Genomic DNA, 13,908 nt, shown 5'->3' with positions numbered 1-13,908 from the left:
GGCCTATGCTAATATCGATTGTAGTACCTTGTTTTATCTAAATTGTTTTATCTTCGATTGCGCAGTATGCTGAATGAGGTGACAGAAAGGCCGTATTGATCGACCTTAAACGTCCGCAGGGAGCCAACCGATGACCAAATCTGAATTAATCGAACAAATTGCCATGCACCAGCCCGAGCTGTCTGCCAAAGAAGTCGAGACCGCCGTCCGGATTATTCTCGACGACATGACCGACGCACTGGCCAGTGGCGGGCGGGTGGAAATTCGTGGTTTTGGGAGTTTTTCACTTCACTACCGCGAGCCAAGAACCGGGCGTAACCCGAAAACCGGCGAACCCGTCGAGCTTGACGGGAAGCACGTTCCCCATTTCAAGCCGGGCAAGGAATTACGCGAACAGGTCGATGCGAGCCGTGCATTGGGGTATTGATATAGCAGGGCGTTATTGTCCTTGGCCAGGCATTAATAAGCGGATTCATGCCTTCTTTGGGATGACGTCGGGCGGCGACTCGTACACAATGTCACTACCGTGAAAGCTACTGATTAGGAACTTCTCATGCGTTGGATAAAAGGGCTGATTCTGGCCATCATTTTGCTGGTAGTGCTACTGGTGGGTATCTTGTTTGCGGTCAATAACCAGCAAGCCATTGCGTTGAACCTGATTTGGCTGGAGCTACCCGCCGTCTCGTTATCCGTCTGGCTATTGGCAACGTTAACGTTCGGCGTACTTATTGGCATGTTGGCCATGATCGGCGTGTATGTACGTCTAAAAGCCAGACTGGCTCGTAGCGAACGCCAGAACAAACAACAAAGCAAGGAACTTGACCAGCTACGTACGCAGGAGTTTAAGGAACTGGCTTAGATGCTGGACTTCGCACTGCTGGGCGTTATATTCGTCGCTATTGCGATTGGCTACGGGCTCGGCTTTCGCAAGGCATCCCGGCGGTCAAACGAACGCTCGGGATCTACTCACGGTAGTCTATCCCGGGATTACTTTGTCGGGCTCAACTATCTGCTCAACGAGCAGCCCGACGAAGCCATCAATACCTTTATCAACGCACTGGATGTCAATAGCGATACGGTTGAGACGCACATCACACTGGGGCGACTATTTCGTTCGCGGGGCGAAGCCGACAAAGCCGTAAGCATTCACCAAAATCTTCTGGCACGTCCGGCACTCTCCGATGCCACTAATGCGAAGGTTCAACTGGAACTCGCGCGTGACTTTGTAGCGCTGGGTGTCCATGACCGGGCACAGCGGCTGCTTAGAACGCTACTCGACCAAGACCACGACAGCGAGCTGCGCTACCCTGCCAAGCGACTGTTGATCGATCTGCTAGAGCGCGAAAAAGACTGGCAAGGCGCCTTGGATACCGCCGCCCCGCTGGTTAAGCAGCATCCCAATATCCGCCGAGCAGCGGCCCACTGGCAATGCGAACTGGCCGAACTCGAGACCGCCAATGCCAGCCGCGCACTTGCCAAACGCCATTTGAAAAAAGCCCTGCAGCTTGACTCCCATTGCGTCCGCGCCAACCTGTTGCTTGCCGGACTTGAAATGGAAAATGGTCATTATCCGCAGGCAACCGGCTACTTGACGCGCATTCTTGACCAAGACAGCGCCCATCTTCCGACCATGCTGCCCGCATTAAAGCGCGCCTATCTGCGCAACAACGATGAAGGCGGGCTTGAAGCCCATCTACGCCAGCTGATTACCATCGTGCCCTACACCAGCTTAATCATCGAACTGGGTGAGCTTATCCATCACCGGGATGGGGTCGATGCCGCGATTGGCGTCACCGGCGAACTTCTCGGCCAGGCCCCCAGCTTGCGGGGACTCAACTACCTGGTTGATCTGTATATCGAGAGCCAGCGCCTTCAGGGTAGAGACGCACCGGACACACGGCTCGTGCTGCTTAAGCATCATACCGAAGCATTGCTGAAGGGTCGCCCTCGCCACCGTTGCCAACGCTGCGGCTTTACCAGCGATGCCTTGCAATGGCAGTGCCCCACTTGCCGTTACTGGGGCACTATCAAACCGATTATCGGGGTTGAAGGCGAATAACGGTTTCGTTCCCTATTCCAGCTCTTGCTGGATAGCCTTCAACGCCTCCATGGGACGCTCTGCCTGGGTAACCGGCCGCCCGACGACCAAGTGCGTGCTACCTGCCTGCATCGCGTCCCTGGGCGTCATGATCCGCTGCTGGTCATTAGCCGCAGCGAAGGCAGGTCGAATGCCTGGCGTCACTTTCAAGAACTCGTCACCACATAGCGATGCAAGTTGAGTCGATTCCTGAGCCGAACACACAACACCGTGCAAGCCACTCTGTTGGGCGAGCTGAGCCAGCCGCGTCACCTGGTCGCTAACCGATGACGGTATACCGACATCCACCAGATCACGGTCCTGCATGCTGGTCAGCACCGTCACAGCGATCAGGTGCGTGGTGAGGCGCTGTTGCGCCAGGCGCGTTGCGGCGGCTTCCATCATTGCCCGACCGCCGCTGGCGTGAAGGTTGACCATCCACACCCCCTGCTCTGCTGCCGCCTCTACGGCGCTGGCCACCGTGTTGGGAATGTCATGGAACTTGAGGTCCAGGAACACATCGAAGCCACGCCCGTGCAACGCTTCAAGGACGGCCGGGCCGCTGCGGGTAAATAGCTCTTTACCGACCTTCAGCCGACACCAGGACGGATCCAACTGATCCGCCATGCATAGCGCCGCGTCCAGTGATGGGTAATCAAGTGCGATAATCAGCGGTGATTCAGTGACAGCCATACCAAGCTCCCCAAGTGTTTCGGCGCATTATATCAGTCCCTTTCGCTCGCCATGTAAGCCTTTTGCCATGCGTGTATAGCAAAAATCTTACATAACGTATCGCTAATTTCCGACAGCATCGCTCCGGAATCCAGTTAAGGTGAAAGAGCGGGGACTTCCCCGCTCACAATAGGACTGATAACCGCCATTAGGACTGAAACCACTATTAAAGGGGCTTAGGATGAAGCTATCACTGAAAGGATTATTCGCCGCATTACTCTTCAGCATCGGCATTGGGGTTGCAAGCAACGGGGTGGCCCAGGACATTGCCCCGATCAACGTCAACAGCGCCGACCCCGAATTACTCGATGAGCTACCGGGTATCGGCCCCAGCCGAGCCGAAGCTATCATTGAAGAGCGTGAAGCAAACGGCGACTTCGAAAGTGCCGATGACCTTACCCGCGTCAGCGGTATTGGACCGGCAACGGTTGACCGTATGCGCGATCAGGTCAGCGTTGAAGACTAACATGACAACACTAAACGCCGCCCGATTACGCTAGTGAATCGGGCGGTTCGTCGTTTAGGGTGTCATCTCCCATAGCGCCATAAAGCGGTTAACCGGCATGGATGCAAGCGCTGCATGATCCTCGCATACCCGCATGATCTGCTCGCACCGATGTGCCGGGAACCGCGTAGCAAGGTGGCGATGAAATTTGTCAAGTAACAACGGCATACCCTCGTCCCGTCGCCGCCGATGACCCAGCGGGTACTCCACGGCGACCTTTTCAGTGGCTGTGCCATCATCGAAAAACACCTGCACGGCATTGGCAATCGAACGCTTTTCGGGGTCCAGATAAGCGCTTGAATAATCAGGGTCCTCTTCCACTTCCATCTTTTCGCGTAGCTGATCAATCAGCGGGTGTGTGGCATGGAAGTCATCTTCATAGTGATCCGCGGTTAATGTCCCCTGTATCAGCGGGACGGCCACCATGTACTGCAGGCAGTGATCGCGGTCAGCGGGGTTGGCGAGCTGGCCGGTTTTGGAAATAATCCGGATAGCCGCCTCATGGGTCGTGATCACAACGCGCTCGATAGACGATAAGCGATCTTTAACCTGCGGATGTAATGCCACCGCCGCTTCACAGGCCGTCTGGGCGTGGAACTCAGCGGGAAACGCCACCTTGAAGAGAATATTTTCCATCACGTAGCAACCCAACGTGCGCTGGAAGCGAAGTCGACGCTCGCCGTCAGGCTTAAGACGGAGGTCTTTATTACTATGACTGAAGGCGATGTCGTAAAACCCCCATTGAGGCGCGCTCAAGGCACTGGGAATACCCATTTCACCGCGCATGGCGATATCCGCGAGGCGCACGCCGCGTGAGGTGGCATCGCCTGCCGCCCAACTTTTGCGGGAACCTGCATTCGGGGCGTGCCGGTAGGTGCGCAAGCTCTGTCCGTCGACCCAGGCATGGGAAAGCGCCGACAGCATCTGCTCACGGTCGGCGCCCATCAGTTTCGCGACAACGGCGGTGGAGGCCACTTTAACCAGTACCACATGGTCCAGCCCCACCCGGTTGAAACTGTTTTCCAGCGCCAGCCCCCCCTGGATCTCATGGGCCATGACCATGGCGTGCAGGACGTCCGCCATCACCAAAGGTGCAGCGCCTTCGGCCACTCGCTTCTGGGAAAGATGGTCGGCAACGGCAAGAATCGCGCCCAGGTTATCAGAGGGGTGTCCCCACTCAGCGGCGAGCCATGTATCGTTGTAATCGAGCCAGCGCACCATCGCACCGATGTCCCAGGCCGCCTTGACCGGATCCAGTCGCAGCGATGTGCCGGGTACGCGAGCGCCATGCGGCACTGTCGTCCCCTCGACCAACGGGCCAAGGTGTTTGGTACACGCAGGGAAACGCAACGCCAACAACCCACAGCCCAGCGTATCCATCAAACAGTAGCGCGCCGTCGTCAGCGCTTCCTCGGAGGGGGCACGAAAGTTGAGAACGTAGTCGGCCAGCGTTTGCAACTCAGGGTCATAGTCCGGACGATCATTCACATCGGCGGTGGTATGCATGTCTTATCCCCCTACTGGTTCAGCGTATCACTCGGAACGCGCACGGTTCCTTCCATCAATACGCGTGCGCTGCGGCTCATGACAGCTTTGTCTATTTGCCAGCGTCCGTCCACCAGGCTTGCCTGAGCCCCCACCCGCAAACTGCCCGAGGGGTGGCCGAAGGTGACCGCATCACGTTCGACGCCTCCCGCCGCCGCGTTGACCAGGGTGCCTTTAATCGCGGCCGCCGAGGCGATCGCGACAGCGGCGGTGCCCATCATGGCATGGTGGAGTTTACCCATGGAGAGCGCACGTACCAGCAGGTCGACATCACAGGCGTCAATCATTTTGCCGCTCGACGCCGTATACCCCGCAGGTGGTGCAACAAACGCCACTTTAGGCGTGTGCTGCCGGTTGGCCGCTTCATCCACGTGTTTCATCAACCCCATACGGACGGCACCATGGGCTCGGATGGTTTCAAACATCGAAAGCGCTTGGCTATCGCCATTGATCGCCTCTTGAAGCTCAGTACCGGCATACCCGATGTCGGCGGCGTTAATAAACACCGTGGGAATACCAGCGTTGATCATGGTGGCTTTGAGCGTGCCTACCCCTGGTACCTCCAGATCATCGACAAGATTGCCGGTGGGGAAAATAGCCCCTTCGCCGTCGGCTGGATCCATAAAGGCCACCGGAATCTCGGCAGCGGGAAAGGTGACGCCATCGAGCTCAAAATCGCCGGTTTCCTGTACCTCTCCGTTGGCCATCGGCACCCGCGACACGATCGTTTTCTGGATATTGACCTGCCAGATACGCACCTCGACCACGCCGTTTTCAGGAATGCGTCCGGGATCAACGAGACCGTGGGTAATCGCAAAAGGGCCGACCGCCGCCGAAAGATTGCCGCAGTTCCCGCTCCAATCGACAAACGGTTTGTCGATTGCGACCTGACCAAACAGATAATCCACATCGTGCTCGGGCGATTCACTTTTCGACAGAATTACCGTTTTACTGGTGCTGGACGTCGCGGCGCCCATGCCGTCGATTTGTTTCTCGTAGGGATCTGGGCTACCTATTACCCGTAACAGCAGCTTGTCGCGCGCCTCGCCAGGCTGCCGGGCGGCGTCGGGCAAGTCGTCGAGTTTAAAAAACACACCCTTGCTGGTCCCGCCACGCATATAGGTGGCGGGAATTTTGAGTTGAGGGCCGTAGGGCATTACGTCATCTCCAGCTAGGCGGCAGTGGATTCGAGAAAGTCCTGAGCAAAGCGTTGCAGCACGCCACCAGCGGTGTAAATCGACACTTCCTCGGCGGTATCCAGGCGGCAAATCACCGGTACGCGTTCGGAGCTGCCACTCTGGCGATGAATCAACAACGTGAGCGTGGCGCCCGGCTGCGGGGTGCCCTCCACATCGTAAATTTCGGTGCCGTCCAACTCCAGCGTGTGGCGCGTTGTGCCTTCTTCAAACTGCAGCGGCATAACGCCCATGCCGATCAGATTGGTGCGGTGGATGCGCTCGAACCCCTCGGCCACAATCGCCTCGACGCCAGCCAGCGCAACGCCCTTGGCAGCCCAGTCACGGGAAGACCCCTGGCCGTAATCGGCGCCCGCAATAATGATCAGCGGCTGCTTGCGGGCCATGTAGGTCTCAATGGCTTCCCACATCCGGGTAACCTTACCCTCCGGCTCAATACGGGCAAGCGACCCTTGCACCCCATTACCCTGCTCGTCACGTACCATTTCATTGAACAGCTTGGGGTTTGCCAAGGTGGCGCGCTGAGCAGTCAAATGATCACCCCGGTGGGTCGCGTAGGAGTTAAAGTCCTCCTCCGGCAGGCCCATCTTGTCCAGGTACTCACCCGCTGCGCTGTTCAACTGAATCGCATTAGAGGGCGACAGGTGATCGGTAGTGATATTGTCCGGCAGAATTGCCAGAGGTCGCATCCCTTTCAATCCGCGCTCTTTGGCCATATTGCCTTCCCAGTATGGCGGACGACGGATATAGGTGCTCTGAGGGCGCCATTCATACAGCGGGCTGACCTGAGTGCGGGCACTTTTATCCAGGTCGAACATGGGGATGTACGTATCGCGGAACTGCTCAGGCTTTACCGCCGACTTCACGATGGCGTCAATCTCGCTGTCGTCGGGCCAGATATCCTTGAGCGTGACCGGGTTGCCTTCAGCATCGTGACCCAGAATATCCTTTTCGATATCAAAGCGAATCGTGCCCGCGATAGCGTAAGCCACCACCAGCGGCGGCGAGGCCAGAAATGCCTGTTGGGCATGGGGATGTATCCGTCCGTCGAAATTACGGTTACCGGACAATACCGCCGTCGCGTATAAATCCCGGTCGATAATTTCCTGCTGAATCTTCGGATCCAGCGCGCCGGACATGCCGTTACAGGTGGTACACGCATACGCCACCACGCCAAACCCAAGGTCTTCCAGCTCGCCCATCAGGTCGGCTTCTTCGAGGTACATCTTGACGGTTTTGGACCCCGGAGCGAGCGATGACTTGACCCAGGGCTTGCGGGTAAGACCCAGCTTATTGGCATTTCGGGCAATCAGGCCCGCCGCCACCATATTGCGCGGGTTCGACGTATTGGTGCAGCTGGTAATCGCGGCGATGATCACTGCGCCATCCGGCATTCTGCCCGCCTGTTCTTCGGCGCGGGCTTTATCCAGATCAACCGCAATACCGCGCTTGGCAAGCTCTGAGGTCGGCAAATGTGCATGGGGGTTGGAAGGCCCCGCCAGCGTGCGCGTCACGCTGGATAAGTCAAAACGCAGCACCCGCTCGTATTCGGCGCTTTTCAAGCTGTCGGCCCAGAGACCGGTATGCCTGGCGTAAGCCTCGACCAGCGCCACCTGCTCGTCCTCGCGCCCGGTAAGCTTGAGGTAGTCGATGGTCTGGCTGTCGATGTAAAACATGGCAGCCGTCGCACCGTATTCCGGCGTCATGTTGGAGATCGTTGCACGATCGCCGACGGTCAGCGCATCGGCGCCCTCACCATAGAATTCCAGGTAGGCGCCGACCACGCGCTCGCTGCGCAGAAACTCTGTAATCGCCAGCACCATGTCGGTGCCGGTCACGCCCGGCTGTAGTTTACCGGTGAGTTCGACACCGACGATATCCGGTAGGCGCATCATTGAGGCGCGGCCGAGCATCACGCTCTCTGCTTCTAGGCCGCCGACACCCACCGAAATCACGCCCAGCGCATCGGTCATCGGTGTATGACTATCAGTACCCACGCAGGTATCAGGGTAAGCCACACCTTGCTGGACCTGGACCACTGGCGACATCTTCTCCAGGTTGATCTGGTGCATGATGCCGTTGCCAGGCGGGATCACATCGACGTTCTCGAAGGCCACTTTCGTCCAGTTGATGAAATGGAAACGGTCGTCGTTGCGGCGGTCCTCTACCTGGCGGTTTTTTTCAAAGGCGTCTTTTTCAAAACCGGCGTGCTCGACAGCCAGCGAATGGTCGACGATCAGCTGCGTCGGCACCACCGGGTTGACCTTCGCCGGGTCGCCGCCTTTATCGGCAATGGCATCGCGCAGGCCCGCCAGGTCGACCAGCGCGGTCTGGCCGAGAATGTCGTGACACACGACCCGCGCCGGATACCAGGGAAAGTCCAGGTCGCGCTTGCGCTCGATCAGCTGTTTGAGGGCAGCCGTCAGCTGCTCTGGATCACAGCGGCGCACCAGCTGCTCGGCCAGTACTCGTGAGGTAAACGGCAGCGTTGCGTAGGCGCCAGGCTGGATATCCTCCACGGCCTGGTAGGTATCAAAGTAATCAATGGCAGTCCCGTCGACCGTGACACCCGGCAGCGGTTTGCGATAATTGGTGTTCATCGTCACTCTCACTTAATCACGGGCTTCAATGGGTACCCATTCGCTCTTCTCGGGGCCGGTATAGTCAGCGCTGGGGCGAATAATGCGGTTGTTTTCACGCTGCTCAAACACGTGGGCGGCCCAGCCGGTAAGCCGTGACATCACGAAAATCGGCGTGAACAGCTTGGTGGGAATATCCATGAAGTGGTAAGCGCTGGCATGGAAGAAGTCCGCGTTGCAGAATAGTTTCTTCTCCCGCCACATGACCGCTTCGCAACGCTCAGAAACGGGGTAGAGCACGCTATCGCCCACATCGTCGGCGAGCTTTTTCGACCAGTGCTTGATGATGGCATTACGCGGATCTGACTCGCGGTAAATGGCGTGCCCAAAGCCCATGATTTTTTCTTTGCGCTTCAGCATGCCGAGCATTTCCCGCTCAGCTTCTTCAGGCGAGGTCCAGTTTTCGATCATCGCCATCGCGGCTTCGTTGGCGCCACCGTGTAGCGGCCCACGCAGCGTCCCAATCGCCCCGGTCACACAAGAGTGCATGTCGGAGAGCGTTGAGGCGCAAACTCGGGCGGTGAATGTGGAGGCATTGAATTCGTGCTCTGCGTAAAGGATGAGAGATACGTTCATTACCCGTGCATGCAGCTCGGAGGCCGGTTCACCGCGTAGCATATGCAGGAAGTGACCACCTACCGAGGCATCGTCGGTTTCGGTATTGATACGTACGCCGTCATGGCTGAAGCGATACCAGTAGCAAATGATCGAGGGCAGCACGGCCAGCAGACGGTCGGCCACGTCTTCCTGTTCTTCAAAGCTTTCCTCGGTCTCCAGATTACCCAGCATGGATGCCCCGGTACGCATCACATCCATGGGATGAGCGTCTTTGGGGATCTCTTCCAGCACGTTTTTCAAGGCGCTGGGTAAGCCACGCTGGCTTTTGAGTTTGTCAATGTAATCGTCCAGCTCAGCTTGATTGGGCAGTTCGCCCTTTAGCAGCAGATAAGCGACTTCTTCAAACTTGGCCTTTTCAGCCAGTTCTTTAATGTCGAAGCCACGGTAGGTTAATCCAGAGCCTGTTTTACCGACGGTACACAGCGCGGTGGAACCGGCGCTCTGGCCACGCAGTCCGGCACTGTTTTGCGGTTTATCAGCCATGTAGGTCTCCTGCTAGCGTATTTTATTGGTTATAACGTTGTAAGGGTTAACGGCGATTAGGTATCTTTCTGCTCGGCGAACAGCGCATCGAGCTTTTGTTCGAAGTCGTGGTAGTTCAAAAAGTCGTATAGCTCATCGCGGGTTTGCATGGTGTCCAGCACGTCTTTCTGATGGCCGTTGTCCAGAATGCTCTGATAGACATGCAGCGCGGCGGCGTTCATGGCGCGGAAAGCCGAAAGCGGATACAGCACCATTCGGCAGCCCACCTCCCCCAACTCCTGCTGAGTGAAAAGCGGCGTCGCGCCAAACTCAGTGATATTGGCAAGGATCGGCGCATTGACCCGTTCGCAAAACGCCCGGTAATCGTCCAGCGTATGCACCGCTTCAGCGAAGATGGCGTCAGCACCTGCCTCGATACAGGCATTGGCACGCTCGATCGCGGCATCCAGCCCCTCTTTCTGAAAGGCGTCAGTGCGGGCGATGAGGTAAAAGTCAGGGTCGAGCCTGGCATCCGCCGCGGCCTTGATGCGATCGACCATTTCCTGCTGGGAGACGATCGCCTTGTTGGGGCGATGCCCACAGCGCTTCTGGGCGACCTGATCTTCCAGGTGTACCGCCGCCACGCCCGCACGCTGCATTTCCTTGACGGTGCGCGCAATATTAAACGCCCCGCCCCAGCCGGTATCGATATCCACCAGCAGCGGCACATCCGTCGCACCACAAATACGGTGAGCGTCTTCCACCACGTCGTTCATGGTGGTCATACCCAGATCCGGCAGACCGAAGGAAGCATTAGCCACGCCGCCGCCGGACAGATAAATCGCCTGATGACCGACCCGCTCGGCCATCATTGCCGTGTAGGCGTTGATCGTGCCAAGAATCGGCAGCGGCCGATTCGCCTCTAGCGCTGAGCGAAAACGTGCACCGGGGGTAAGCCCTGACAGGGGAGATTGAGACATGGACATGAACTCCTTTGTATTCCGACACGGGTAGACGGCGTTTTATTCCGAGGGTGTCGATGATTGTTGTTCAAGAATAGTGGCGTAACGGTCGGCAACATTGGCGCGGGAGGCGCTGACGTGACGGCGCATCAACAACTCGGCGAGTTCGGCATCACCGGCTTCAATGGCATCGACAATGCGATGGTGCTCCACAAAGGCCCGCTGGGGACGCGCGCCGCTGGCGCTGAACTGGGTACGATAAAGACGGACAAGGTAATAAAGGTCGTCGCAGAGCAGGTTCATCAACATCTTGTTGTGGCTGCCCTGAACGATCCGATAGTGAAAATCGAGATCGCCTTCACGCTGATAGTAGGCCTCACCACGCTTAAGATCGCTCTGCCCCTCGTGGAGTGCCAGCACGTCCCGTAGCCCCTGAATCTCGTCTGCAGACATGTGCTCGGCGGCCAGCCGAGCGGCCATGCTTTCCAGGGCCTCGCGTACGTCAAACAACTCAATCAGCTCCTTCATTGAGAGTTTGACGACCCGAGCCCCGACATGGGGAACCCGCTCGATCAAACGATGTGCTTCCAGACGTCGCATCGCTTCACGCAGCGGCCCCCGCGAAATACCGTAGGTTTTCGACAGCCCCGGCTCGGTAATCTTGCTGCCTGGGGCCAACTCACCGCGAACGATAGCGTCCTGGAGTTGTTGGAAAACCCGCTCGGCCAGCGTGCGCACTTCCGGAGAGGCTGCTTCATGATCCGATGAATCTTTGTGTGTCGTCACAGCTGATAAGGTCATGGGTAAATTGTCGACAATTAAATGATGGGACAACTTTAGTCCTCTGCAAAACCGCCGTCAACCTTGCTTACCGTACGATCAGGTAGGCCTTTTGTCGTACGACCCAGGGCAATAACGTCTTGCGGTGTCAACAATCTAGCGAGAAGCAGGAAAGCGTCGGAGGCAATGTCTTTCACCATGTGATTAACGTGAGAAAGCCGTCGAGAAGACCGACTGGTGTCCTTCTTTAACGCCCTCTAAAATATGCTGCCCCACTTGGCCAGGCGTTTGCTTCATGATATCAGCGTTAACACTGACGGCACTGCCCTACCTACCTGACCCCTTGACGACGTTCGCGGCACTTCGCCAACGCTCAGGCGCGGTCTTGCTAGATAGCGGGCGCCCGTTGGCCAATGGCCGGTTTGACATCATGAGCAGTGACCCACTGGCGACGCTTGAGATCGATGCCAACGGTCAGTCGAAGGTCACGTCCGATCAACTTACTGCGCCCCTTGACTGGCCGGATGCCTTTGCCCCCCAGCAGTGGCTGCTTGATCAGTTGCCTGTGCCATCACAAGACATGGGCGAGCTCCCCTTTGCTGGCGGCTTGATCGGTTACTGGGGTTATGACCTGGGCCGTGAGCAGCAGTCGATTGCCAGCCAGCAGCCGTGTGTCACCGACCTGCCCCAGGCCCGAATTGGGCTCTATGACTGGTGCATCACGTTTGACCACCACACCCAGCAAGCATGGCTGGTCGCCACCGACGAGCGCCGCGAACAGGTCATGCACTGGCTTGGCCGCTCGTTGCCAGCGACGGCGCCGTTTTGCCTGACCGCTTCTTTTCAGGCGGAGCTCAGCCGCGCTGACTACCATCAGCTCTTTCATGCCGTGCAAGATTACATTCGCGCCGGAGACTGCTACCAGATCAACCTTGCCCAACGTTTTTCGGCGTCTTATCAGGGTGATGAGTGGCAAGCCTATTTGCGACTTCGCCGGGCCACCCCCACGCCTTTTTCAGGGTTTATGGCGTGGCAGGACAAAGCAGTGCTTTCGCTCTCTCCCGAACGGTTTATTCGTAGCCATGAAGGCCAGGTGGAAACCCGCCCTATCAAGGGAACGCGCCCCCGCGGCATGACCCCTGAAGAAGATCAAGCACTCGCCGAGCAGTTGCTTAACAGCCGTAAAGACCGCGCTGAAAACGTCATGATCGTGGATCTTTTGCGTAATGACCTCGGCCGTATCTGCCTTCCCGGTACGATCAGGGTGCCTCAGCTCTGTCATCTGGAAAGCTATCCCAACGTTCATCACCTGGTCAGCGTGATCCAGGGACAGCTCCCCGACCCGCGTGCCGCCCTCGCCCTACTCGCCGCCGCGTTTCCCGGCGGCTCGATTACCGGCGCACCCAAAATTCGTGCCATGCAGATCATCGATGAGCTGGAGCCCTGCCAGCGAAGTATTTACTGCGGCAGCCTCGGGTATGTCGACGTACGGGGAAGCATGGACACCTCGATTGCCATCCGTACGGTGGTGGCAGACGCCGGTAGGCTTCACGTTTGGGGAGGCGGCGGGCTGGTAGCCGACTCCAACGTCGACGAGGAATACACTGAGACACTGGACAAAATTCGTCACTTGATCAAAGCGCTGGAATAAGCAAGCACGGTCTTTAAATCAAAAAGGAATATAAAAGCCAAACCAAACGGTATTGGGGCGACCTGCCTGCTCTTTGGTAGCCTATCGGCATGATCTTTCCGACGATAAGGAGGAAGCATGTCCTCAGAACTTGAAGCGATCAACAATGAATTTGCCAACAACCCTCAAGGGTTAGTTGAGTGGGCACTGGCTCAGGGCACACGGCCCATCTGCACGACCAACTTCCGCCCGTTCGAAGCGGTCATTCTGCACATGGTGACCCAGGTACGCCCCGATATTCCCATCGTATGGATGGACAGTGGCTACAACACCGAGGCGACTTACCAATTTACTGATGACGTCATCAAGCAGCTTAACCTCAACATCGTCAGCTTCCTGCCCAGGCGGACCCGCGCGCATCGCGAGGCACTGGAAGGCCCCATGCCAGGCATTGATGACCCGCGCCACGATGCCTTTACCCAGGAAGTCAAAATCGAACCCTTTGAACGTGCCCTGAGGGAAATGCATCCGGACGTGTGGCTCACCGCCCTGCGGGCAGAAGACACGCCGGAACGTGCCAGGATGCAACCGGTCAGCCGCAATGCTGACGGCCTGTTGAAAGTCGCGCCGTTACTCCAGTGGACAGCCAAGGATATGTACCAGTATCTGCAAGCCCACAATCTGCCCAACAACTTCGACTACTTTGACCCCACCAAGGTCGAGGAAAAGCGCGAATGCGGACTGCATTTACAGCACTAACCC

13 protein-coding genes are annotated in these 13,908 nt (G+C 57.4%); 6 read left to right on the top strand and 7 right to left on the bottom strand.

Going from position 1 to position 13,908, the window contains the following annotated elements; all coding sequences use genetic code 11:
- Window positions 1–130: 130 nt before the first annotated feature.
- From B7L15_RS02540 to lapB, 3 genes are all read left to right on the top strand, one after another.
- On the top strand, window positions 131–427 hold the full coding sequence (locus tag B7L15_RS02540; RefSeq protein ID WP_085917475.1) for an integration host factor subunit beta: 297 nt from the start codon (window positions 131–133) through the stop codon (window positions 425–427).
- A gap of 126 nt (window positions 428–553) precedes the next feature.
- A complete protein-coding gene (locus B7L15_RS02535; RefSeq protein WP_085917474.1) occupies window positions 554–859 on the top strand; it encodes a lipopolysaccharide assembly protein LapA domain-containing protein in 306 nt (101 codons plus the stop codon).
- Window positions 860–2,059, top strand: a complete 1,200-nt coding sequence (lapB, locus tag B7L15_RS02530; protein ID WP_085917473.1) for a lipopolysaccharide assembly protein LapB — start codon at window positions 860–862, stop codon at window positions 2,057–2,059.
- A gap of 12 nt (window positions 2,060–2,071) precedes the next feature.
- Here the strand turns inward: lapB and pyrF are convergent, their stop codons facing one another.
- Window positions 2,072–2,770 (bottom strand): orotidine-5'-phosphate decarboxylase, encoded by a 699-nt coding sequence (gene pyrF, locus B7L15_RS02525; protein ID WP_085917472.1) that lies wholly within the window; start codon window positions 2,768–2,770, stop codon window positions 2,072–2,074.
- Between the two features lie 220 nt (window positions 2,771–2,990).
- Here pyrF and B7L15_RS02520 point away from each other — a divergent pair, with 220 nt between their 5' ends.
- Window positions 2,991–3,275 carry a ComEA family DNA-binding protein gene (locus B7L15_RS02520; protein ID WP_085917471.1) on the top strand — a complete coding sequence of 95 codons (285 nt, stop codon included), beginning with the start codon at window positions 2,991–2,993 and terminating at the stop codon, window positions 3,273–3,275.
- Window positions 3,276–3,329: 54 nt separating this feature from the next.
- Here the strand turns inward: B7L15_RS02520 and B7L15_RS02515 are convergent, their stop codons facing one another.
- From B7L15_RS02515 to B7L15_RS02490, 6 genes are read right to left on the bottom strand one after another with little or no spacing between them, the layout of a single operon-like run.
- A complete protein-coding gene (locus tag B7L15_RS02515) occupies window positions 3,330–4,820 on the bottom strand; it encodes a bifunctional 2-methylcitrate dehydratase/aconitate hydratase (protein ID WP_085917470.1) in 1,491 nt (496 codons plus the stop codon).
- An 11-nt stretch (window positions 4,821–4,831) separates the two neighbouring features.
- Window positions 4,832–6,016, bottom strand: a complete 1,185-nt coding sequence (prpF, locus tag B7L15_RS02510; protein WP_085917469.1) for a 2-methylaconitate cis-trans isomerase PrpF — start codon at window positions 6,014–6,016, stop codon at window positions 4,832–4,834.
- 14 nt (window positions 6,017–6,030) lie between these two features.
- The gene (gene acnD, locus B7L15_RS02505) at window positions 6,031–8,655 is read right to left on the bottom strand and encodes a Fe/S-dependent 2-methylisocitrate dehydratase AcnD (protein WP_085917468.1); all 2,625 of its coding nucleotides are present in this window, start codon (window positions 8,653–8,655) and stop codon (window positions 6,031–6,033) included.
- A 12-nt stretch (window positions 8,656–8,667) separates the two neighbouring features.
- Window positions 8,668–9,795 carry a bifunctional 2-methylcitrate synthase/citrate synthase gene (prpC, locus tag B7L15_RS02500; protein WP_085917467.1) on the bottom strand — a complete coding sequence of 376 codons (1,128 nt, stop codon included), beginning with the start codon at window positions 9,793–9,795 and terminating at the stop codon, window positions 8,668–8,670.
- Window positions 9,796–9,851: 56 nt separating this feature from the next.
- Window positions 9,852–10,739 (bottom strand): methylisocitrate lyase, encoded by an 888-nt coding sequence (gene prpB / locus B7L15_RS02495; RefSeq protein ID WP_441316941.1) that lies wholly within the window; start codon window positions 10,737–10,739, stop codon window positions 9,852–9,854.
- A 57-nt stretch (window positions 10,740–10,796) separates the two neighbouring features.
- Complete coding sequence (locus tag B7L15_RS02490; RefSeq protein ID WP_085917526.1) at window positions 10,797–11,537, bottom strand: GntR family transcriptional regulator; 741 nt, start codon at window positions 11,535–11,537, stop codon at window positions 10,797–10,799.
- A 274-nt stretch (window positions 11,538–11,811) separates the two neighbouring features.
- Between B7L15_RS02490 and pabB the strand changes: the two genes are divergently transcribed.
- Together pabB and B7L15_RS02480 are read left to right on the top strand one after the other, a co-directional pair.
- The gene (gene pabB / locus B7L15_RS02485; protein WP_085917465.1) at window positions 11,812–13,167 is read left to right on the top strand and encodes an aminodeoxychorismate synthase component I; all 1,356 of its coding nucleotides are present in this window, start codon (window positions 11,812–11,814) and stop codon (window positions 13,165–13,167) included.
- 117 nt (window positions 13,168–13,284) lie between these two features.
- The gene (locus B7L15_RS02480) at window positions 13,285–13,905 is read left to right on the top strand and encodes a phosphoadenosine phosphosulfate reductase domain-containing protein (protein WP_085917464.1); all 621 of its coding nucleotides are present in this window, start codon (window positions 13,285–13,287) and stop codon (window positions 13,903–13,905) included.
- Window positions 13,906–13,908: the final 3 nt, after the last annotated feature.

Source organism: Halomonas sp. CSM-2 (assembly GCF_002119345.1).
Classification (GTDB): domain Bacteria; phylum Pseudomonadota; class Gammaproteobacteria; order Pseudomonadales; family Halomonadaceae; genus Vreelandella; species Vreelandella janggokensis.
This window is presented reverse-complemented; position numbering and strand designations above follow the sequence as displayed.

What these genes read in the sequence shown, in the direction of transcription:
- B7L15_RS02540 (WP_085917475.1), top strand. Translation starts at nt 131, where the DNA reads ATGACCAAATCTGAATTAATCGAACAAATTGCCATGCACCAGCCCGAG.
- B7L15_RS02535 (WP_085917474.1), top strand. Translation starts at nt 554, where the DNA reads ATGCGTTGGATAAAAGGGCTGATTCTGGCCATCATTTTGCTGGTAGTG.
- lapB (WP_085917473.1), top strand. Translation starts at nt 860, where the DNA reads ATGCTGGACTTCGCACTGCTGGGCGTTATATTCGTCGCTATTGCGATT.
- pyrF (WP_085917472.1), bottom strand. Translation starts at nt 2,770, where the DNA reads ATGGCTGTCACTGAATCACCGCTGATTATCGCACTTGATTACCCATCA.
- B7L15_RS02520 (WP_085917471.1), top strand. Translation starts at nt 2,991, where the DNA reads ATGAAGCTATCACTGAAAGGATTATTCGCCGCATTACTCTTCAGCATC.
- B7L15_RS02515 (WP_085917470.1), bottom strand. Translation starts at nt 4,820, where the DNA reads ATGCATACCACCGCCGATGTGAATGATCGTCCGGACTATGACCCTGAG.
- prpF (WP_085917469.1), bottom strand. Translation starts at nt 6,016, where the DNA reads ATGCCCTACGGCCCTCAACTCAAAATTCCCGCCACCTATATGCGTGGC.
- acnD (WP_085917468.1), bottom strand. Translation starts at nt 8,655, where the DNA reads ATGAACACCAATTATCGCAAACCGCTGCCGGGTGTCACGGTCGACGGG.
- prpC (WP_085917467.1), bottom strand. Translation starts at nt 9,795, where the DNA reads ATGGCTGATAAACCGCAAAACAGTGCCGGACTGCGTGGCCAGAGCGCC.
- B7L15_RS02490 (WP_085917526.1), bottom strand. Translation starts at nt 11,537, where the DNA reads ATGACCTTATCAGCTGTGACGACACACAAAGATTCATCGGATCATGAA.
- pabB (WP_085917465.1), top strand. Translation starts at nt 11,812, where the DNA reads ATGATATCAGCGTTAACACTGACGGCACTGCCCTACCTACCTGACCCC.
- B7L15_RS02480 (WP_085917464.1), top strand. Translation starts at nt 13,285, where the DNA reads ATGTCCTCAGAACTTGAAGCGATCAACAATGAATTTGCCAACAACCCT.